At 66.4% G+C, this 20,528-nt stretch carries 19 protein-coding genes; 8 read left to right on the top strand and 11 right to left on the bottom strand.

Going from position 1 to position 20,528, the window contains the following annotated elements; translation table 11 throughout:
• Positions 1 to 78 precede the first annotated feature (78 nt).
• Positions 79 to 696, bottom strand: a complete 618-nt coding sequence (locus JCQ34_RS18565) for a uracil-DNA glycosylase (RefSeq protein WP_286400293.1) — start codon at positions 694 to 696, stop codon at positions 79 to 81.
• A gap of 103 nt (positions 697 to 799) precedes the next feature.
• Entirely contained in the window at positions 800 to 1,681 is an 882-nt protein-coding gene (locus JCQ34_RS18560; protein ID WP_286400291.1) for a cytochrome c oxidase assembly protein, read from the bottom strand.
• 98 nt (positions 1,682 to 1,779) lie between these two features.
• On the opposite strand from JCQ34_RS18560, the gene JCQ34_RS18555 reads away from it, so the two are divergent.
• Positions 1,780 to 2,292 (top strand): hypothetical protein, encoded by a 513-nt coding sequence (locus JCQ34_RS18555; RefSeq protein WP_286400289.1) that lies wholly within the window; start codon positions 1,780 to 1,782, stop codon positions 2,290 to 2,292.
• Positions 2,293 to 2,309: 17 nt separating this feature from the next.
• Here JCQ34_RS18555 and JCQ34_RS18550 read toward each other — a convergent pair whose 3' ends face one another.
• From JCQ34_RS18550 to JCQ34_RS18530, 5 genes are all read right to left on the bottom strand, one after another.
• Positions 2,310 to 2,693 (bottom strand): RNA-binding S4 domain-containing protein, encoded by a 384-nt coding sequence (locus tag JCQ34_RS18550; RefSeq protein ID WP_286400287.1) that lies wholly within the window; start codon positions 2,691 to 2,693, stop codon positions 2,310 to 2,312.
• Between the two features lie 34 nt (positions 2,694 to 2,727).
• Complete coding sequence (locus JCQ34_RS18545) at positions 2,728 to 3,843, bottom strand: sulfite oxidase (RefSeq protein WP_286400284.1); 1,116 nt, start codon at positions 3,841 to 3,843, stop codon at positions 2,728 to 2,730.
• 94 nt (positions 3,844 to 3,937) lie between these two features.
• The gene (locus JCQ34_RS18540; protein ID WP_286400283.1) at positions 3,938 to 4,798 is read right to left on the bottom strand and encodes an SDR family oxidoreductase; all 861 of its coding nucleotides are present in this window, start codon (positions 4,796 to 4,798) and stop codon (positions 3,938 to 3,940) included.
• Positions 4,799 to 5,803 carry an aldo/keto reductase family protein gene (locus tag JCQ34_RS18535; protein ID WP_286400280.1) on the bottom strand — a complete coding sequence of 335 codons (1,005 nt, stop codon included), beginning with the start codon at positions 5,801 to 5,803 and terminating at the stop codon, positions 4,799 to 4,801.
• Positions 5,804 to 5,842: 39 nt separating this feature from the next.
• The gene (locus tag JCQ34_RS18530) at positions 5,843 to 6,493 is read right to left on the bottom strand and encodes a hypothetical protein (RefSeq protein WP_286400278.1); all 651 of its coding nucleotides are present in this window, start codon (positions 6,491 to 6,493) and stop codon (positions 5,843 to 5,845) included.
• Positions 6,494 to 6,687: 194 nt separating this feature from the next.
• On the opposite strand from JCQ34_RS18530, the gene JCQ34_RS18525 reads away from it, so the two are divergent.
• Positions 6,688 to 7,056: a YchJ family protein gene (locus JCQ34_RS18525; protein WP_286404666.1), complete on the top strand. Its 369-nt coding sequence runs from the start codon at positions 6,688 to 6,690 to the stop codon at positions 7,054 to 7,056.
• Here the strand turns inward: JCQ34_RS18525 and JCQ34_RS18520 are convergent, their stop codons facing one another.
• The 3 genes from JCQ34_RS18520 to JCQ34_RS18510 form a co-directional block, all read right to left on the bottom strand.
• On the bottom strand, positions 7,057 to 7,953 hold the full coding sequence (locus JCQ34_RS18520; protein ID WP_286400276.1) for a TIGR04086 family membrane protein: 897 nt from the start codon (positions 7,951 to 7,953) through the stop codon (positions 7,057 to 7,059).
• A gap of 64 nt (positions 7,954 to 8,017) precedes the next feature.
• Complete coding sequence (locus JCQ34_RS18515; protein WP_286400274.1) at positions 8,018 to 10,018, bottom strand: acyl-CoA dehydrogenase family protein; 2,001 nt, start codon at positions 10,016 to 10,018, stop codon at positions 8,018 to 8,020.
• Between the two features lie 61 nt (positions 10,019 to 10,079).
• A complete protein-coding gene (locus JCQ34_RS18510; protein WP_286400272.1) occupies positions 10,080 to 10,382 on the bottom strand; it encodes a hypothetical protein in 303 nt (100 codons plus the stop codon).
• Positions 10,383 to 10,654: 272 nt separating this feature from the next.
• On the opposite strand from JCQ34_RS18510, the gene JCQ34_RS18505 reads away from it, so the two are divergent.
• The 4 genes from JCQ34_RS18505 (at position 10,655) to JCQ34_RS18490 (ending at position 17,389) form a co-directional block, all read left to right on the top strand.
• Positions 10,655 to 12,112, top strand: coding sequence for a DUF3375 family protein (locus JCQ34_RS18505; protein ID WP_286400270.1), 1,458 nt, complete (start codon positions 10,655 to 10,657; stop codon positions 12,110 to 12,112).
• Positions 12,105 to 13,073, top strand: a complete 969-nt coding sequence (locus tag JCQ34_RS18500) for a DUF4194 domain-containing protein (RefSeq protein WP_286400267.1) — start codon at positions 12,105 to 12,107, stop codon at positions 13,071 to 13,073. The genes JCQ34_RS18505 and JCQ34_RS18500 overlap by 8 nt, the downstream gene beginning before the upstream one ends.
• The gene (locus JCQ34_RS18495; RefSeq protein WP_286400264.1) at positions 13,070 to 16,534 is read left to right on the top strand and encodes an ATP-binding protein; all 3,465 of its coding nucleotides are present in this window, start codon (positions 13,070 to 13,072) and stop codon (positions 16,532 to 16,534) included. The genes JCQ34_RS18500 and JCQ34_RS18495 overlap by 4 nt, the downstream gene beginning before the upstream one ends.
• Positions 16,535 to 16,717: 183 nt before the next feature.
• Complete coding sequence (locus tag JCQ34_RS18490) at positions 16,718 to 17,389, top strand: hypothetical protein (RefSeq protein WP_286400261.1); 672 nt, start codon at positions 16,718 to 16,720, stop codon at positions 17,387 to 17,389.
• 54 nt (positions 17,390 to 17,443) lie between these two features.
• Here the strand turns inward: JCQ34_RS18490 and JCQ34_RS18485 are convergent, their stop codons facing one another.
• Entirely contained in the window at positions 17,444 to 17,938 is a 495-nt protein-coding gene (locus JCQ34_RS18485) for an FBP domain-containing protein (protein WP_286400258.1), read from the bottom strand.
• A 357-nt stretch (positions 17,939 to 18,295) separates the two neighbouring features.
• Here JCQ34_RS18485 and JCQ34_RS18480 point away from each other — a divergent pair, with 357 nt between their 5' ends.
• Complete coding sequence (locus tag JCQ34_RS18480) at positions 18,296 to 19,384, top strand: iron-siderophore ABC transporter substrate-binding protein (RefSeq protein ID WP_286400255.1); 1,089 nt, start codon at positions 18,296 to 18,298, stop codon at positions 19,382 to 19,384.
• 10 nt (positions 19,385 to 19,394) lie between these two features.
• Entirely contained in the window at positions 19,395 to 20,477 is a 1,083-nt protein-coding gene (locus JCQ34_RS18475; protein WP_376978023.1) for a FecCD family ABC transporter permease, read from the top strand.
• Positions 20,478 to 20,528: the final 51 nt, after the last annotated feature.

Raw genomic sequence — 20,528 nt, 5'->3', positions numbered from 1 at the left:
CTGGAGATGGAAAAGCAAGGATTCATCAAGGGTGGATCAAGGAATGCGCAGTTTTCGGTGCACCCGGGGAAGCGCGCCCTAGAGGTGCTGGATGCCGGCCCGCTGCATCGCGTCCCGGTAGGTCTCCACGTTCTTGGCCAGGAGCTCTTCCTGCTTGGCCTCAGAAACAGCAAAGGCCCTGCCGCCAAGGGCAGTGGCCTTGTAGATTTTGATGCCGTTGTTCTTCAGCGAGGAGTGGTAGGTCTTCTCGAACAGGGTCAGGAACGTGGACGCATCCGTACCGTGCGCGATGATGGCCGAAACGCGGGAGTTGATCTTAAGGAACTGCCTGAACGGGCGGAGCCCGTCGGTCTTTTCCTGGACACTCAGGGCCGAGGGGCTGCCGCTTTCGCGGATCCAGGGGTAGGCGTTCCAAGGCATGACGTAGCGGGGGTCCAACTCAGCGAGCTCGTAGATCTGGGTAGCGCGGCGGGCCGCTTCGTCGTCGTTGTTGTGGGAGACAAACCCGGACTCGGTGCCCTTGCCGGGGCTGGCTTGGAGGCTGATGATCCTGCACTCATCTTCGTCGTGCACAGGGTCGATGTAGGGGACGGTGGAACCGGGCTTCTTTTCCATCAGCTCATCGCAAAGCTGGGTTACCTTCGCGATATTCGGTTCCTGTAGCAGGGCCTTTTTTTCGTCCCAGTCAATCGTCACGATTTCTCCCTTAGCAGCAAGGCGTCCAGAATCAGGCGTCCTATGTCACTCTACGCTTTCACCGAGAGTGGTGCGCACACCGAATTTTTTGCAGCTGGCCAACCTAGTGCGGGCCGCGCAGGTGCTGCCTGTGCAGTTCACTCAGCTGTTCGTCCGTCAGCTCATCGAAGACTCCTGCTTCCCGCTTATCGCTGCGTGAGAACCGGACGAACATGAGGATGATCAGTGGCAGGTCCACAACTTCGCAGATGAACCAGAGCAGGTTTCCCGCAAACTGCTGATCCTGGAACGCATCCCTGAACCACCACTGGGGGTTGGGCACTGACATCACGTGGTCGAGTACCTGGCCGTTGAGACTGAGCAGGATTCCGGGGATCGCGTCGATTAGCAATTCAATGAAGACGAACATGAATTCCAGGGTCAGGTACGCGCTGGACCGCTGGAAGTCCGATTCCTCGATGATGGGCAGCGCCATCAGCATGCCAAGCAGCGGTACACCGAGGGTGAGGAGTGCGCCGGCCACGGGATCTGTCCGGAGTGTGTAGAACATGGGAGTCAGGAACGTGGAAAAGAGCACCAGGCCCAGCAGCGGTGCACCGAAGGAGTTGCTGACGAACCGGACAGGTCGGCTCGCCAGGACAGTGTTCAGCGTGCCTATTCCCTTGGCCGGCAACGCTGCCCGGGCAAGGGTGAGCGGCTTTCCCAGCCCGATAAGCAGCGGAACGACAAAGAGCAGCATGGAAATCTTGATGGTGAATGCCCACCGCTGCTGCGCGCCGTAGACGCCCGTGAACCCACAGGTCAGGACAACGAATGAGCCCAGGCCCAGGACGTAGAATGCAACCGCCCGCCACACGGGCCAGTCCTGGCCTCGGCGGGCGGCTGACCCCGTTCCCCACCCGTACAGGACACCGGCCACAACGACGAAGGCAGTTGCAGCCCAGTCGAGTTGCCAGGAGGACATCAGGATCTCAAGGGGTGGCACGGGCCAAGGATAGGTGGCGTTCCTGTGAATGGCCTGACTGCTCCCCTAGGTGAACACGCAAACGCAGCGGTGGTCCCCGACCTGCTGTTCAATGGACTATGCAGTTCACCAGGAAGGGCCTGAAGGCCGAGGGTTTCGCTGGCTTTAGGCCCATTCAGGCCCTGGAAACCATGAGGATCCCACAAGGAACAGGCCTCGTCGCCGTGATTGCTCCGGACGGCTTCCAGCCACGCTTTCTCCCGAGAAGCACCGCGGGCGTCTTCAAGAAGAAGGACCCGTCCCTCCCCGCGGCCGCGTTAGCCGCCGAGTGGGTGGACGGCGCCGTTGTTCTCTACTTGGGAAAGGCCGGACCCGGAAGCAAGGGTAACCGCGGGCTTCGGCGCCAAATCCAGGAATTCGTTGACTTTGGGCAAGGCAAGCCGCCCGGCCACTGGGACGGGCGGCTTATCTGGCAGCTTGCTGACGCGGGATCACTGGCCATTGCATGGAAGGAACTTCCGGCCGACCAACTGAACGGCGCAGAAGCTGGTTACCATGCTGCCTTCGTGGAGAAGTTTGGTCGGTTGCCGTTCGCCAACCTCGTGCAGGCACGCACCAAAGCCGGCGCCTGACGCCGGCAGCACGCCTGTCACGCAGGTCCGCGAAGCCGATCCATCTCGCGGCGGTCCTTCTTGGTGGGGCGTCCGGCGCCCCTGTCCCGCTGCGGCAGTCCGAGCGCGGGAAGGACTGGCCGCGGCGGAGTGTGGTCGGTAAAGCAGTGCGACGCGGCCTCGGCCCCCACGCGCTTGGCGATGAGCCGCCGCACCTCGAGGATGCGCTCGTACCCGGGCATGCGGACGGTGACGGTATCGCCCGTGACCAGCGTTGCCGAAGCTTTCGAGGGGCTTCCGTTCAGGCGCACATGTCCGGCGCGGCAGGCGGCGGTGGCGGCAGACCGTGTCTTGTACGCGCGGACGGCCCACAGCCACGCATCGATGCGGACACTGGCGGGGGAGGAAGGGAGGATGGTCATGATTGGCACCGAGTATAGCCCCGGGCCCGCAACATCACTCCACCGTCACGGGCACCCTCTGCACCACGTTGTTGCCCAGCCCCTGGAAATTCCAGGCCTGCTCCAGGGGCTGGGTGGCACCCGTGATGTCCGTGGCGCGGCAGGAAAGGACGTGCTCGCCGGGGTTCGCCACCCAGGGCAGGGTCCACCGCCGCCACGCGTAGCCGCCCGCCGGCTTGTCCAGGTGGGCGGGCAACCAGGTGCCGTCGATCCCCACGTCGACGGCGGTCACGGCACCTTCGCCGGACCATGCCCTGCCTTCCAGCATGACCGGGCCGGGGCGCAGGAACCGACGCCGGGAGAAGAAGTCCGGGACGCCCGGCGGGACCATCAACGAACGTACCCTGATCCGCGAAACCGGCGTGCCGGCCTCGTCCGCGGAGTCCTGGTAGCGGTAGGCGACCTCCTGCTGGAAGCCAGCGAACGGTGTCTTGACCACCTCGATGGACTCCAGCCACTTGACGCTGGCCATCCCGTACCAGCCCGGGACCACCAGCCGTAGCGGGTAGCCATGCTGCGGCGGCAAGTCGGTGCCGTTCATTTGGTAGGCAAGGACGACGTCGGGACGCAGCGCCTCGCGGATCGGCAGGCTGCGCGCGTAGCGCTGGGGAACGCCGCCCTGTACCCCGGCGTCGGCCCCGGTGAAGACCACCTCCACCGCGTCCGGAAGCACGCCCGCCTTGCCAAGGAGGTAGGCCAGTGGAACCCCGGTCCAGTGTGCCGTGCCCACCGCCTCCAGGACCCACGGCTGGCTGAGGGGCCGCGGCTCAAGGAGCGAACGGCCGTTCCCGGCGCACTCGAGGGTGACGGGCACGGTGATGGCAGGGTCCCTGCGGAGCGCCGCCATGCCCAGTTCCAGCGCACGTTCCACAGCCCCGCCGATCCGCAGATGCCAGGACGAACCGTCGAGGTCCGGAATGTCGAAGTGCGTCAGCACGTAGTGGAGCCCGGGCGGGGTGACGTCGCGGCGAAGCGCTTCCAGCGGCATGGAGTGGTTCCGGGCGGCGAGCTGCAGCTCCTCCCGGGTGAGCGGACCGGAGGCAGGCTGCGTGGCCGGTGACGGGACCGGCGCAGGCTCCTGCCGGGTTGACTGCTGGTTGCTGTAATTCATGGCGGTGCGATTCTGCTTGGCGGACTAACGACGCCCCCGGCACCAACAGGTCTACGCCGGGCCCACCCGCCCGTCAACGGGTGAAAACCATCTCCTACAGCACCGGCCGGGTCAAAAACTCTGCCAGGCTGATGGGATCCTGACCGGTCAGCCCGTGGACGTCCGGCGAAAGCCCTGCCATCTCGCCGGCAGCCATCGCCGTGTAGGTGCTGACCCAGGCATCGAGCTGCCACTGCGGGGCACCGTAGGAGGCCCGGGACGCGTAGGCTTCCTCCACCGTCTCCGGCTGGTAGCGCACCTCCCGCCCGGTCCCGGTACTCAGCACCTCGGCGGCCTGCGCCATGGTCAGCTCTTCCGGCCCGGTGAGGTTGTAGGTCATGCCCTTATGGATGGCCGGATCGCGCAGCACTGCATGGGCGCAGCGGGCAATGTCCTCCCGCGCCACTCCCGAAAAGACGCCGTCACCGGCAGGGCCCCGGATCACGCCGTCGTCCCCGGTCATCAACGGCAGGAAGTCCAGGTAGAAGTTGTCGCGCAGGAGCGTGTACTCCATCCCGGACGCCTTGATCCGCTCCTCCGTGGCGTAGTGGTCCCGGGCCAGGGTGAAGGTGGCATCCGGTGCCGCGCCGTAGAAGGACGTGTACACCACGTGCTCCACTCCGGCCTCCGCAGCGGCATCCACGAACGCGTAATGCTGCTGCAGTCTGTCCTCGGCCTCCGCGGCGGACACCATGAACAGGACTTTCGCTCCCTCAAGGGCCTGCCGGGAGGCCGCGCCGTCCCCGTAGGAACACACCACTGCATGCGCGCCGTCCAGCTGCGGCGCCCGCGCGGCGTCGCGCACCAGCAGGCGCTGGGCGAAACCGGACGCGGCAAGCTGCCGCGCCACCATTCCGCCCAGGCCTCCGGTGGAGCCGGCTACCGCAAGCTCCGGCAGTTCCGACGGGGTGGCCACTTACGCTTCCCGCGTGGCCGGCGACTTGGTCTGTGCCGGATCCCGTTCCGCGAGTCCGCCGATGGTGTCGTCAATCCGCTTGAGGACCTCAGCCTCCAGCTTCACGCCGGCGGCACCCACGCTGTCGGCGATCTGCTCGGGCCGGGACGCGCCCACAATGGCGGACGCCACGTTGGGGTTCTGCAGCACCCAGGCGACAGCCAGCTGTGGCATGGACAGCCCTGCCTCCTGGGCAATCGGCTTCAGTTCCTGCACGCCGGCCAGGACGTCGTCGCGCATCCACCGCTGGATCATCTTGGCGCCACCCTTTTCGTCCGTGGCGCGGCTGCCCTCGGGAGCGGGCTGGCCGGGCTGGTACTTGCCGCTGAGGACGCCCTGGGCCATGGGGGACCAGACGATCTGGGACACGCCCAGCTCTTCCGACGCGGGGACCACCTCGGCTTCGATCACGCGCCACAGCATGGAGTACTGCGGCTGGTTCGAGATCAGCTGGAAACCCAGTTCCTTGGACAGCTTGTGGCCTTCGCGGAGCTGCTCCGCGGTCCACTCGCTCACACCGATGTACAGCGCCTTGCCCTGCCGGACGATGTCAGCGAACGCCTGCATGGTCTCTTCCAGCGGCGTTTCGAAGTCGTAGCGGTGGGCCTGGTACAGGTCCACATAGTCCGTCTGCAGCCGGCGCAGCGAACCGTTGATGGATTCCATGATGTGCTTGCGGGACAGGCCAAGATCATTCTTGCCCTTGGGGCCGGTGGGGCCGAAGACCTTGGTGAAGATTTCCAGGGACTCACGGCGCTCATCCTTCAGGGCCTGGCCCAGGACGGTCTCCGCGGCCGTGTTGGCGTAGACGTCTGCTGTGTCGAAGGTGCTGATGCCGGCGTCGAGGGCCGCGCGCACGCACTGGGTGGCGACGTCGTTCTCCACCTGGGAGCCATGGGTCAGCCAGTTGCCGAACGTGATTTCCGAGACTTTGAAGCCGCTGTTTCCGAGGTATCTGAATTCCATGTGTTCACGCTAACCCAGATGGTTGCTCAGGGTAAGGGCTTAGCCGTTCTCCTTGGCCTGCTCCTTGAGTACCTGCTGCGGGCCAGCCAGCGAAACGAGGGACCCGGTATCGAGCGGCGGCACGGGGTGCAGCGGCTGGGGCTTCTTGAAGGACCGCGGCATCTCATGCGGCGGCCGGTGGTTGTGCAGGGCGGACTCCACCAGCGGGGCCACTTCCGAGACCTTGTCGGCAGGCACGGCCGGATCCGGAAGATCCCGAACCGAGAGCTTGATTTCGGGCCGTTCCGCCCGCGCCCTGGCCTCGGCGCGTTTATCCGCCTGGGCAACAGCGGAGGCCCAGTCTTCAGCGAGGACCGTTGGCTCCGGACGTGCGGCAGCAAGCTTTGGATGGCGTACGACGGCGGTGCGGAGCGACTCCTTCAGCCGGTCCGGCTTCAGCGCGGCGGCCCGTTCCCGGAGCGGCTTGCGTGGCTCCGCCTGGCTGGTTGCCCTGTTGGCGAAACGGTCGGAGCCGGTCCGGCCGGGGACGCGGCCGAACAGAACCATCAGCACGATGGCGGCCAGGCGGCCCAGGCCCGCGAGGACCAACGTGATGACGCCCAGCAGGAAGAGGACGCCGAACATCATGAGGGCCACGCCCACGGTGCCCAGGAAGGTCAGGTTGAGGACGAGAGTGTCCGGGTGCTCCACGCCATCTCTCCTCTCTGCCTGCATCCTGGGCTTACATCCCGGCGTCAAGTGCCGGGCGGAAGCTCCTTCTCCACCATACGGATTTTTGGCCGGACTTGCCGCCGCGGACCACGGGATGCCCGGGGTTGTAGCGAACCTGTTACCGGATGTGACAGCATCACCGGGTGACCGCGCCAATTGACTCTGCAAACTGCATGTGCCTGTCCGGGGAGCCGTACTCCAAGTGCTGCGGCCGGTTCCATTCGGGCCAGGCCCAGGCGGCGACGGCGGAGCAGCTGATGCGTTCCCGGTACAGCGCATTTGCCCTGCTGGATGAGGAGTACCTGCTGCGCACACACCATCGCTCCACCGCACCCGCCAGCCTGGACCTGGATCCGGCCATGGAATGGCGCCGCCTGGACATCGTGGGCACCAGCAACGGCGGCCCGTTCGATACCGAGGGGACCGTGGAGTTCAAGGCCTACTACCGGCACGGCAACGAACGGGGCGTCCTGCACGAGAACAGCAGGTTCGTCCGCGAGGACGGCCGGTGGTTCTACGTGGACGGCGACATCCGCGCCTGACTACTCCTCGTCGTCGTAGAACTCGCTGTCCGGGGTGAAGCCTGCGCGGTCAACCTTCCGGTGGAAGCGCATGCCGGCCAGGCCGCCGAGCATGGCCCCGATGAGGGCCACCACTGCCACTACCACCGCGGCGATGATGCTGGTGGTGGTGAGCTGGCCTTCATTGATGGGGATGCGGGGGAAGCTGTTCAGGTTGGCCAGGACGTTGAACTGCTGTCCAGCCACCAGCCCCAGGATTGCCACCACGACGGCCGCGATCAACGCCCACACCCACACCATGAGCCCCTGCTTGGCGCCGTTGAAGCGTGCCATCCGGCCGGCCACGTAGCCGCCGCTGTAGTAGGAAAGGAACAGGATCACCAGCAGGACAATGATGCCCACCAGTCCAACGGTGCCGCTGTTCTGCGCGGCCTGGTTAACGGCCTGGTTGACGTCGGTGTTGTTGGCGAGCCCCACGGCGGTCCCGGCGGCGGCCACCAGCGCCGTCAGCAGCACGGCCATGCCGGTGGCTGTCAGCCAGCCAAAGAACGCCGAACCCACCTTGATGCCGCCAAACCGCTCCTTCTGGCGCGCGACGGCGGTTTCCCGGTCAGCCAGCGCCGGGTTCACTACCGGGGTGGCAGCAGTTGGCGCGGGCTGGTATTCCCGCTCCGCCCTGACGTCCGAGCGGTCCCGGTCCACGACGGCGTCCCGATCCCTGCCAATCACGCGGCCACGGTCCACGGCGCGGGTTGGTACTTCTTCCCGCGCAGCTACTCCATCCCGGGCCGGCGCCTGGTCAAACGAGCGCGTGGCGGCGTCGTCCGCGGCTCCGTCGCGGAAGGTTCCGCGACGGGTGGTTTCGTCCTCCCGGGCGCGGCGGGGAGGCAGGTTCTCTGGGTCCGTTGAGCTGCTCATAGCTCAACTCAACCACCCGCTCCACCCGATAGCAAGCGTGCTTACTACTTTGTGACCTGCGGTTTTACCGGTATTTTCGGTGCAGGTCCTCCTTTTGGGACGGGCCCGGCGAGGCATCGGCGATCCAGGGGCCGGTGCCTTCGGACTGGTCCAGGACCCCCGCCTCTAGCCAGGTGTAGTCACCGGCCAGGACCTTGCGTGTCAGTTCCCGGTCGGCGTCGTCCGTGTTCCGCCACAGCTGGTCGAAGTACTCGTCCACGCGCACCTTGGCCTGTTCGCAGTAGGCGTCGGCCAGCTCATAGGCGCTGGCGGCCTTGTCGGGGGACGTCTTGAGCAGCATCTCGGCGCGGGAACAGCAGGCGGTCATGGCGAAGAGTTCGGCGCCGATGTCCACCACGCGGCCCAGGAACGCCTGCTTCCGCTCCAGCTTGGCCTGCCACCGGCCCATGCCGTAAAAGGTCTGCCGCGCCAGCCGCCGCGATGAGCGTTCCACGAAGCGGAGGTGCTTGGCCAGCCTGCCGAATTCGCTGTAGGAGCGGGGGTCCATGCCGGCGCCGGCCACCAGCTTGGGCAGCCATTTGGCATAGAAGCTGGATGCCCCGACGGCGGCCTTCGCTTTGTCGGCAAGGCTCGCGTCCAGGGACGCAAGATCGCCCGCGGCGGCCAGGTGCGCATCCACCGCTTCCCGGGCGATCAGGAGCCGCATGATCTCGGAGGACCCCTCGAAGATCCTGTTGATGCGCAGGTCCCGCAACTGCTGCTCGGCCGGCACCGCCCGTTCACCGCGCGCAGCCAGCGACTCGGCGGTCTCAAATCCCCGCCCGCCCCGGATCTGGACCAGCTCGTCCGCGATCGTGCAGCTGATCTCCGTGGCCCAAAGTTTGGCGAGCGCCGCCTCGATCCGGACGTCCTTCTGCCCGGCGTCGGCAAGCTCGGCGGAGAGTTCGAAAACGGCATCAAGGGCAAAGGCTGAGGCCGCGATAAAGGCAATCTTTTTGCCCACGGCTTCGTGCTGGCCCACGGGACGGCCCCACTGCGTGCGGGCGTTGGACCATTCCCGGGCTATCTTCAGGCTCCACCGCCCGGAGGCCACGCAGAGGGCGGGCAAGGCCAGGCGGCCAGTATTAAGCGTGGTCAGCGCGATCTTCAGGCCCTGCCCCTCACGGCCCAGGCGGTTCGCGGCGGGCACCCGCACCTGATGGAAGCGCGTCACCCCGTTCTCGATGCCGCGCAGGCCCATGAACGCGTTGCGGTTTTCCACCGTGATGCCCGGGGAGTCCATTTCCACCACGAACGCACTGATGCCGCCCTTGTGCCTGGTGCCGTCCGGATCGGTGTGCGCCGGGACCACCGCCATGACCACCACCAGTTCGGCGATCACCCCGTTGGTGGTCCAAAGTTTCACGCCGTCCAAAAGGTACGCATCGCCGTCGTCCGTTGGCGTTGCGGTGCTGCCCAGGCGCGCGGGATCGCTGCCCACGTCCGGTTCGGTGAGGAGGAATGCAGTGACGGCACCGGCGGCACAGCGCGGCAGGTACTCGCGCTTCTGTTCCGGCGTCCCAAAGACCTTCACCGGCTCCGGCACACCGATGGACTGGTGGGCGGAGATGAGGGCGCCCAGGCTGGGGTGCACGCTGCCCAGCAAGGCAAGGGCCCGGCCGTAATACACCAGCGAGAGCCCAAGGCCGCCGTATTCCTCCGGGATCTTCATGCCAAAGACGCCCAGATCCGCCAGGCCCTTGATGTAGTCGTCCGGGATCCTTGCTTCCCGCTCGATCACCCGCCCCGACATGGTTTTGGCGAACTCCGTGAGGCGGGCCATGAACTCCTCGCCCCGTTCCACGGACGCAGGGTCCGCGACGGGCCAAGGGTGGACCAGATCCAGGTCAAAGCTGCCAAGGTAAAGGCCCTTGGCGAAGCTGGGGCGGTCCCAGCCGGATTCGCGGGCGGCTTCGGCGACGGCCCGGGCATCTTCAGCGGTGGCCCCGGCGCCGATTTTGCCGGCTGGAACTGGGGTTTCCTCAGCCGGGGCGTCCTTGGCCTGGCTGTCAGTGGCGGAGGTCATGGGTTATCTCCTTGGCCGGATGGCCGGTGTAGCCATGGATCCGCCGGGGTTGGAGAACCCTTCAGCTGTCCCTCAAGATTACCCGCGGGTAGGTTCCGGTGCTAGGGGACGTTTGGCCCTGGAAATCGGCCGGAAGGTCCACGGCGGAGGCGCGCCGGACCAGCTTGTCCCAGCCCGCGTTGATCCCGTGGACCACGGCCATCAGCGTATTGACGACCACCATCCAGGTGAGCTTGCCCGCGCCCAGCAGCGCCAGGGCAACCAGCCCCGCGGTGAGGACGAATCCGGCCAGGATGGCACCGAAAACCAGTGTCCCGATGAAGACCAAGGTGGCTGTTTCCACTGAGCTTAGATCGAACTGCATGAATCCCCCTGCTGCGGCATTGCTTTGCGAAAGACTGCTGTGTGGCGAAGACCAGTAGAAGCAGATTAGGGGGACGCGGGGCGGCCAACCAGAGCAGCATGGGTCTGATGTGACTGTTGATACGGGATCGAAACACTACCGGCAGGTAGGTCACGAAGCGGTCGCGGCGGGCTGCGTTAACCTTGTAGTTGGCAGTTTTCCGGTCCGTCCCGTTCAGACCGCCCTGCCCCGTCCCCGGAACAGTCCAATAGCCAACAGCCCAAGGAGAGTGTGTGCCCCGCTCCGCCAGGTCATCCGCTGACGCCATCAGCGCCCGGCTCCGGGACCTCGAACTCCTCACCAAGGGACCTGCCTGGGCCCTGACGCGTTCCGCGCCGTGGGTGATCGCGGTGCTGCAGGCTTCCTTTACCCGCACCCGGCCGCAGGTGCCGCTTGAGGAGTTCCATGCCGACGTCGACACCTTCCTTGAGGAGCTCCGGCGCCAGGATCCCGGGCTGGGCGGAGGGGCCAACGGTAAGGCCTTTGGCGATGAATGGACCCGGCGGCAGTTCCTGACCCGCCGCAACCAGTCCGCACAGATTGTCTATGAGGCCACCGAGCCTGCCGCCCGTGTGCTCGCCTTCCTGGACAGCCTCTCCAGTGAACGGTCCACCCTGAACGGTTCCCGCCTGGGTACCTTGCTGGGCGACGTGGAGAAGCTCGCCAACGAAACCAACCCGGACCAGAGCGCCCGGCTCGAGGCCCTGGAAGAGGAAATCGGAGAGCGCCAGCAGCTGATCCAGGACATCAACACCGGCGAGTTCGACGGCCTGCTGGACGACGACGAAGCCGTGGAGGCCGCCGGAAACATCCTGGACCTGGCCGCCAGCCTCCCCGCCGACTACAAGAAGATGCGTGACCGGATTGAGGAGCTGGTGGGCGGGCTCCGCAACCAGATCATCGAGGAGTCGCTGACCAAGGGTGCCACCATGGCACAGGTCCTGGAGGCGGATAAGCGTCTCCGCCAAAGCCCGGAGGGCCGTACTTTCCGTTCGTTCACCGCGTTCCTCGAGGACCCGCAGCAGCAGCTTCGCTTCCGGTCTGCGATCGGCGAGGTGCTGAGCCGCCAGTTCGCCGACGACCTCTCTCCCGATGACCGGGAAACACTGAAGAACCTGGTAGCCGAGCTCCGCCAGCAACACAGCCAGATCCAGCGCATCTACGGCAAGCTCAGCGAGAGCCTCAATACATACGTCCAGAGCGACGACTTCCGCCAGTCGGTAAGGCTGCGGCAGGTCCTGCGCGAAGCTGAGCAGGCCATCCGTTCCCTCCCCTATGAGCGGGAACGCCCCGGCCTGGTCCCCGGACCCGTCCTCTACAACGCCGGCTTCGAGTCCCTGTCCATGGTGAAGCTGTTCGATCCGGATGAGTTTGCGGCACCGCCCCGCCTGGCCGATCCGATCGCCTTCACCGACTCGGACCGGGTGCGCTCGCCGAGGACCGGCAAGGCCAAACCTGCCGTGGTCCGGGCGGCCATGGCAGGGGCCGGGACGCTCGCCGACGCCTGGCAGCAGCTGCCGCCCGAAGAGCAGCACATCAACTCCATCCGCGCCCTCCTGTCCGAGGCCCTTCACGCCGGGGCCGACTTTAACCGCAGCGACTACCAGGGCCTGGACTTCGAACAGATAGACGGCTCCACCCGCAGGGCCTACCTGCCGGTGGTCACGCTCGCAAAGGATTCAGATGACTGAGGTTTCACACGACAACGGGCTGGACGAAGCGGCGGACATCCAGCCCGAAGCTGAGGCTGCACCGGCGGCCGAGCGTCCTTTCGCCGTCTCACCGCGCGACACCTTCGTCGACGGCGCTGCCTTGTTCCCCGGCGACACGGGCGTTCTGTCCATGAAGGTGCGCCAGGCCCTGGTGAAGCTCCTCAAGGGCCCCTACATTGACGGCGGCCGGGACGAAAAGCTCTGGACCGTGTTGCTGGATAACCAGGTGATCCTGCGCAGCCGCCTGTCCGAGCTGTTCCTGACCTTGCAGTTGGACCATGAGCGGAAGATCGCCGTCCTGCGTCCCGTGGATCCGGAGGTGATCGGCGGCAACACCCGGTCCAGCATCCTGCGCCAGCAGCGCGCCCTCAGCCGGGTGGAAACCATCGTGCTGCTCCGGTTGCGCCTGCTGCTGGACCGGCATGTCACTGCCCAGACGGACCCCACCATCACCCGCGAGGAGATCACGGACCTGGTGGCGCACTACCAGCCCGCCGGACAGCAGGACGCCCTGCGCGACTCCGACGTGGTCACCCGCGCCATCACCAAGCTCCTGGCCCGCCAACTCCTGCTCCCCACCGGATTGGACGACGTCTACACCATCTCCAACGCCCTGCCCCTGGCCTTGCCGTTCGAAAACATCGGCGACATCCCGGCCCACATCGAGGCTTTGGTAGCGGCCTCGGCAGACCCCACCGGCACAGAGGCGATGCTCGACCTCGACGGTGATTCTTCCGCGGAGGACGACGACGCCGATGCCGCCCCCGCCCCTTCGCCGGTCGGCATACGTCCTGCGGACGATGCGCCCGGCTCCGACAGGCCCGATGCCACTCCCGGGGCGGCATCGGCGTCGTCTCCCTTGAGTGCACTGGTTCCAGCCACGAGCGGTGGTGCCGCGGTAGGCGAGCCGGCAGCAGAACCTGAAGGAGAAGCCAAGTGAGTATCGCGAGCATGCTTCCCTTGGGGGACGTGACCAATCCGGGGCAGATGCGGCTTGCGTTGGTGCAGGTGGTCAACTGGGGGACGTTCCACGGGGCGCACACGATGCACGTGGACCGGAACGGGACGCTGCTGACGGGTAATTCGGGCGTGGGTAAGTCCACGCTGTTCGATGCGATGCTGCGGGTTTTCGATGCGCGGCCGCGGTCGAATGAGGCGGCAGCGCAGCGGTCGGGCGGTGCCGTGGAGGACAAGCGGACCACGTTCACGTATATGCGCGGCAAGGTGGGCGACAAGGCCGTGGGCGAGGGGTCGGCGAGTGCCTTCCAGCGCCCCGGTGCCACATGGTCCGCCGTCGCGCTGACGTTCGATAACGCCGCCGGCACGCGGGTGACGGTGTCGGCGCTGTTCGACCTGCCCAAGAACGGCACGGAGTCCAGTGTTGGCCGCTTCTACCTGATCGACAACGTGCCCCTGGACCTGGAGCTACTCGAGGGGATTGCGGACAAGCGTTTCACCAAGGGTGCATTGGAAACGATCTTCCCGCACGCCCAGGTCTTCGACGTGCACAAGGCTTTCGCGGAGCGGTTCCGGCGCCTTTTGGGGATCAGTTCGGACCAGGCACTGCCCCTGCTGCGCGTCATCCAGGCGGGAAAGGGGCTCGGCGGCAGCGTCAACACCTTCTTCCGCGACCAGGTCCTGGACGCCCCGGCAACGCTGGCCGCCGCGGACGACGTGGTGGAGGAGTTCAGCAACCTGATGTCCATCCGCCAGCGGCTGGAGGACGTGCGGCAGCAGCGCGACCAGCTGGCGCCGGTGCCGGGGATGAACCGGGAGTATGCGCAGTCGCTGCTGGACGCCAACCGGCTCCGGGAACTGGTGGGCGAGGAGTTCGAGGCGTACAAGCAGCAGCTCGCCGTCACGGTCCACCAGAAGACGCTGGTCCGTTTCCGCGAGCTGGCGCAGGCAAAGGCCAAGGAACTCGGCGCCGAGCGTGCGGTCCGGGACGGCCTGGCCAAGGAGCTGCGGCAGCTGGAAACCGACTACAACAACCAGGGCGGCAACGCGATCTCTGCCATCGAGCAGTCGCTCGAGAACGCTCGGGTTGGCCTGAAGCTCCGCCAGCAGGTGGAGGAGGCGGCCCAGCAGGCACTGGCCGACGCCGGGCTGCAGCTGGAGTGGAGCGCCGCCGGCTGGGAGCAGGCCCACGAGCAGGCGGCGGCACGGTCCGCTGAGCTGAAGGATGATTCGCAGGCCCTGCAGGAGCTGAGGTTCGAGGCGTTCGATGCGCACGCCGGCCGGAAACGCGAACTGGCGGCGGCTGAGCAGGAACTCGTCTCGCTGAAGACCCGCAAGTCCCTGCTGCCGCCGTCGAGCATCGAAAACCGCGCCGCCATTGCCGCGGCAACCGGCATCCCCGAGGACCGTATGCCCTTCGCCGGTGAGCTCATGGACCTCGCCGAGGGGGAGGAACGGTGGCGTCCCGCCGCCGAACGCGCGCTCCGCAACCTGGCCACCACGCTGCTGGTTCCCGGCGAGCACTTCGGCGCCGTGACCCGGTACCTCAACGACCACAACGTCCGCGGCGCGCTGCGGGCAGTGGACGTCTCCAAGCCGCTCGCCGGCGGCGCGCTCGCCGTGGAGGGCGTGCGCGACGACGACCTGCTCACCAAGCTGGACATCCTCGCCTCGGGCACGGCTGCTGAAGCCGGCGAATGGGTCCGCGAACGGATCGCCCTCGACTTCGCCTACCCCTGCGTGGAAGACCCGGACGAACTGGCCTCCCTGGACAAGGGCCTGAGCCTGGGCGGCGTGGTCAAGCGCAACCGGCACACGGTGGAAAAGGACGACCGCTTCACCAGCCGCCAGGACTATGTTCTCGGCTTCGACAACGCCGCCAAGCTGGAACTCGTGGCGGCCCAGGTGGAGGACCTCCGGCAGGAAGTGGCCAAGGCCGCCGAGCTGGCACAAAGCCGTGAAGACTCGCACCAGGGCATGAGCAGGCAGCTCGACGCGCTGCGGCGGATCGCCGAGGACGACCGCCCCTGGGAACAGGTATCTGCCGCGGTGGCCGCCGATGAGCTGGCGCGAATCGAGCAGCGGCTCAAGGACGCCCTGGCTGCCCAGGCAGACCTGGAGCCACTGCGCGCCACCATCGAGGAGGTCCGGCAGAAGCACCAGTCGAGCACGGAATCCGCCGCGGTGCTGCAGAGCGAATACAAGGCGCTCGACCGCCAGCTGACGGCTGCGGATGCCCTGCTGGAAGCCGCGCGTGACCGCCTGCGCCAGGCGCCGCCGTCGGACGCCACCGTCAAAGCCCTGGAACCGTACTTCGCGGAATTCGGCGACGTCACCGAGATGCACGAGCTGGACAACCTGGCCAACCGGGTCCGAACCGCGCTGCTGGGCGAACTGCACGCCGCTGAATCCCGGGGGCAGGCTACGGCTGAGCGGCTCACCCGCATCTTTGAAGGCTTCGTCCGCGAGTGGGGCAGCGCCATCTCGGCGGACCACGGCACCAGCATTGGCGCGGCCAGCGAATTCGAGGCCCGCTATCACGCGATCGTCAACGACGGCCTGCCCGCGCAGGAAGCGGAGTTCCGCCAGTTCTTCAACCAGCGCACGCACGAATCCTTCAGCACGCTGCTGCACCTGCTGGATGAGGAACGCCGCTCCATCACCAGCCGCATCCTGCCCCTGAACGGCATCCTGTCGCAGGTGAACTTCCACGAGGGCAGCTACCTGGAACTGGACATCAAGCAGACGCTCCCGCCCACAGCCAAGCAGTTCAAGGACGCCATCCAGAACGCACTGAAGGCGCGGCACACCCGGCCGGCCAAAGCTGAAGCCGGCCGCGCAGACGGTCCCGGTCCGGACAGGGACGACGACGGCGAGCTCACCGCCCGCTACAAATCCCTGGAAACGCTGGTCAAGCGGCTCGGTTCCCAGGCACCCGAGGACCGGCGCTGGCGGGCCGAGGTGCTGGACGTGCGCGGGCACCTGTTCATCCAGTGCAAAGAGCACCGGGAAGTTACCGGTCCCCGTGGCGGAAAGAAGACCGACGTGTTCATGCACGCCGACACCGGCTCCATGTCCGGCGGCGAGCGGCAGCGGTTCACCGCGTTCATCATGGCCGCGGCCCTGAGTTACCAGCTGGGCATTGCCGAGCAGGGCTTCACCACCTACGGGACGGTGATGATGGACGAGGCGTTCGTGCTCGCCTCCGAGGAGTTTGCAGGTGCCGGGATCAAGGCGCTGCACGAGTTCGGCTTCCAGTTGCTGCTCGCGGCTCCCGAAAACGTAATCGACCTGTCCCGGCACCTGGGATCCGTGACCGAGATCCTCCGGGACCGGCGCACCAACCGCTCCGGCGTCCTTACCGCGCCCGTTATCCGGCCCCGTCCGGGGGAGGAAGGCGCCTGGCGGTCCGAGGCAAACCCGGTGGACATTGTCCTGCGCTGAGACGGCCGGGCAATATAACAAATAGATGGATTTATTGCGGGGGCCATGGTGGCCGCTGTTCGCGTTGTGCCACTCTGGGATGACCAAACACACCTCGCCTGAATAAATCCCATAGGTACTGCGGGATGCTGGGTCCGCACAGTTCCAAAAGAGAACAATGGCGTCCTCTTGAAAGGCACCTCCATGCGCCGACTCCAGCGTGCCGCATTCCTCCTCGCCGCAGTCGCCGCCACCGTGCTTTGCGTGGCAGGTTGCTCGATCAGCGGCCGCGTAACCGCCGGTTCTGCGGGGCCGTCTACGGCAGTGGCGGCCGCACCCACGACGGCGGCCGTTCCGCCGTCAATCAAGGCTCCCGCGGGGCCGGAAACCTTCACCTTTCCCGATGGCCGGCTGTCCTTCAGCCATCCGGCGGACTGGACGGTGGAGCTTTTCGAGCCGTCCAAGACTCCGTACGTGGGAACGGCCATGGTCCACGATGCCGAAGGAAACAGCCGCATCAACATCTACTACGGCCAAATTGCCGACGTCGTGGCCGGCTCTGCCAACCGGACCGTCATCGAAACAGATCCTGTCCCGGGCCTCCGGGACCATTCTGTTCCCACGCCGCATTCGTCGTTCTTTGTAGACCGCAGCGGAGGCGCCGCAAGATACCGCATGGAACTCACGGCCGGATTGCCTGTCTCTCCGGATGGACAGGTGCGGGAAGGCCCGGTGCTTCTTGGCGGCCGGGTATTGAGCGCGAACGTCCTGTTCGACCCGCAGCCGTTCACCAATGATGAGGCGGCCAAGGCCTGGTACTGGGGCCCCGAAGGCCAGGCGCTCAAGGCGGTGCTGGTGAGCTTCTCCTACCGTTGACCAGCACGCGGGAAAGCCCCGTCCACCTCAGCGAACGGGGCTTCCTTGCGCCTGCTACTTCGACTGCACCCTGCCCAGGAACTGCGCCGTGCGTTCCTGCAGGCCCTGGATCTGGCGCACCACGACGGCCGCCGGGTCCGGGTTGATCTCGTTGACCGGCGGTTCCTTGCGTACGTTGCCGCAGCAGAGGAAGTCGGCGCAGATCAGGGTTCCCACGGTGTTGCCGTTGCGCCCTGACTGGCCGGCGCGCTTGGCGACCCAAAGGAGCACGTCGTCCTTGGAGTGCACGTCGCGGCAGAGCTCACACAGCACGGCGCGGTTCTTCCTCGCGCCGCCTTCGGGTGCCCGGAGCATCACTCCGGTGATGCCCTTTGGGCCGGGGACCACCAGGTAGCCGCGCAACGGCATTTTTTCGTCCCGCCAGCCCAGGAACTCCAGGTTGTCCCAGTCAAGGAAGTCGAAGTTCTTGGGCAGCGTGAGCTTGGCAGCCTCTGAGCGGCTGGCGTTGACGAAGGATGAACGGATCTGTTGAGGCGTGACTAATTGCATGGCTGAACTTTCCTAAAGGGTGGGCGGCCCGGAGCCCGGGCCAGGGTAACAAGGGGGTCAGTCAGTCCCCGCGGTGCAGGCCAAAGCGGCCACCCCGCTTTCCACGGCAGCGGCGGTCCAAGTGACCTTCTGCGTGCGCATCGTTCCCGTTGTCCTGTTCCTGTTCAGCATTCCGGTGTCTATGCCGCCGGTCCGGCACAGGACATCCTGCCAGTTCAGCTGCTTCCTGTCCAAGGACTGCTGCCGTTATGTGGTGTTCGTCACCTTCGGATATTAGGTGATAAAAGTGTTGCGTAATCCGGATTTACATAGGTTAGCCTTACTTAAGTTTTTGATCAGCCTGATTCAAGGAGCCCCGTGACCAACCCCCTATTCCCCGGCCCTCTTTCAACACGCCGGGCCCTCTTTTCCTCTGCCGGCAAGGGAGTGACAGTACTGGTGGCAGCGGCCCTCACGCTTTCCGCCTGCAGCACCGGACCCGCCACGCCGGTGTCGGACGCCACGGGCTCCGGCAGCAACGCCCAGTTCCCGGTCGCAATCAAGCACGCGTACGGCGAAACCACCATCGAGAAGCAGCCCACCCGGGTTGCCACCGTCTCCTGGGTGAATGACGACGTCGCCATCGCCCTGGGGGTGGTGCCGGTGGGCGTCCCGAAGAATGAATGGGGCGGCAACGACAAGGGCTCCACCCTCTGGAAGGACGCCGCACTCGAAAAACTGGGCGCGGGCTTCGGTTCGGCCAAGGCCCCCGCCCAGTACTCGGAAGCGGACGGCATTAACTTCACCGAGATCGCCAAGCTCAGCCCGGACGTCATCCTCGCCGCTTACTCGGGCCTGACGGAAGAGGACTACAAGAAGCTCAGCCAAATCGCCCCCGTGGTGGCGCACCCCGGGGTGGCTTATGGAACGTCCTGGCAGGATGCAACCACCATCATCGGCAAAGCCCTGGGCAAGGACGCCGAAGCCGCCAAGTTGGTCTCCGACACCGAGGCCACCGTCAAGGACAAGGTTGCCCAGTACCCGCAGATCCAGGGCAAGAGCTTCATTTACGGCAACCTGGAGCCCGCCAAGGGCGACGGCGTGAACGTCTACACCGCCAACGACAACCGCCCCCGCTTCCTCAGCGAAATCGGCATGACCCTGGCCCCGGTGGTGGCAGACAACTCCAGGGGCTCCAAAGAGTTCTACATTCCGTGGTCCGCCGAAAAGGCCAACGAACTGCAGTCGGACATCTTCGTCACCTGGGTTCCCGATACCTCCACCACAGGCGCGATCAAGGCGGATCCGCTCCTCGGCCAGATCCCGGCCATCAAAAATGGCGCCCTGGTGGCCGATTCCGACAACACGCTGACCCTGTCCATCTCGGCCTCGTCGCCCCTGAGCCTGCCGTGGTCCCTGGACACGTTCCTCCCGCAGCTGGCCACAGCAGCGAATGCAGTGAAGTAGGCGCACCTCAATGAGTACGACGACGGCGCGTCCGGCAGCGGACAACGGCACCCGGGTGCCGGCCATGGCAGCCCCGGGCACCCTCCGCGGTGATGCTCCGGGAAGGAGACGGGCCGCCTCGCTGCTGGCCGCCGTCGTTGTGCTGGTGCTCCTGGCCGGCACCTCGCTGGCCGTCGGTGCCCGCGCGGTTCCCATCGGCACCGTGTGGCAGGCACTCGCCGCGTTCGATCCCGCAAACGGGGACCACGCCGTGGTGCACGCCCGCATCCCGCGGACCGTCCTGGGCCTGCTGGCCGGCGGCGCGCTGGGCCTGGCCGGCGCGGCGATGCAGGGTGTGGCACGCAATCCGCTGGCCGATCCCGGCATCATCGGGGTGAACGCCGGAGCGGCCCTGGCGGTGGTCGCCGGAATCTACCTGTTCGGCGTGACCACCTTCACCGGCTACATCTGGTTCGCGTTCACCGGGGCAGCCGCAGCTGCTGTCGTCGTATACCTCATTGCTTCGCTGGGCCGGGAGGGAGCCACTCCGGTGAAGCTCGCGCTGGCGGGAGCAGCATTGAGTGCCGGGCTGTCCTCGCTCATGAACGTGATCCTGGTTTCCAGCCAGGACACCCTTGACCGGTTCCGCTTCTGGCAGGTGGGCGGCATCGCCGGCCGTGACTGGTCGGTGCTCCTGCCGGGCCTGCCGTTCCTGGCGGCCGGTGCACTGGTGGTGCTGCTGGCAGGGCGGACCCTTAACAGCCTTGCCTTGGGGGACGACATTGCCCGCGGGCTGGGCCAACGCGTGGCCCTGTCCCGCGCCTTAGTTGCCCTGGGGGTTGTCCTGCTGTGCGGCACGGCCACCGCGCTGGCCGGACCCATCGGCTTCGTCGGCCTGGTCATCCCGCACGCCGTCCGCTTCCTCACCGGCCCGGACTACCGCTGGATCCTGCCGTTGTCCCTGGTGGCCGCCCCCGCCCTGCTGCTGGGCGCGGACATCATCGGCAGGGTGGTGCTGCTTCCCGGTGAGATCCCGGCGGGCATCATGACCGCCCTGATCGGCGCCCCCGTGTTCGTGTGGCTGGTCCGCCGCGGGAAGGGGGCAGGCCTGTGACCGGCATTGCCCTATCAGATATGGCTGCCAAAACCGGCCCTAAGGGACCAA

Source organism: Pseudarthrobacter defluvii (assembly GCF_030323865.1).
Classification (GTDB): Bacteria; Actinomycetota; Actinomycetes; order Actinomycetales; family Micrococcaceae; genus Arthrobacter; species Arthrobacter sedimenti.
Note: the sequence above shows the minus strand (reverse complement) of the source record. Positions and strands in the feature narration are given on the sequence as shown.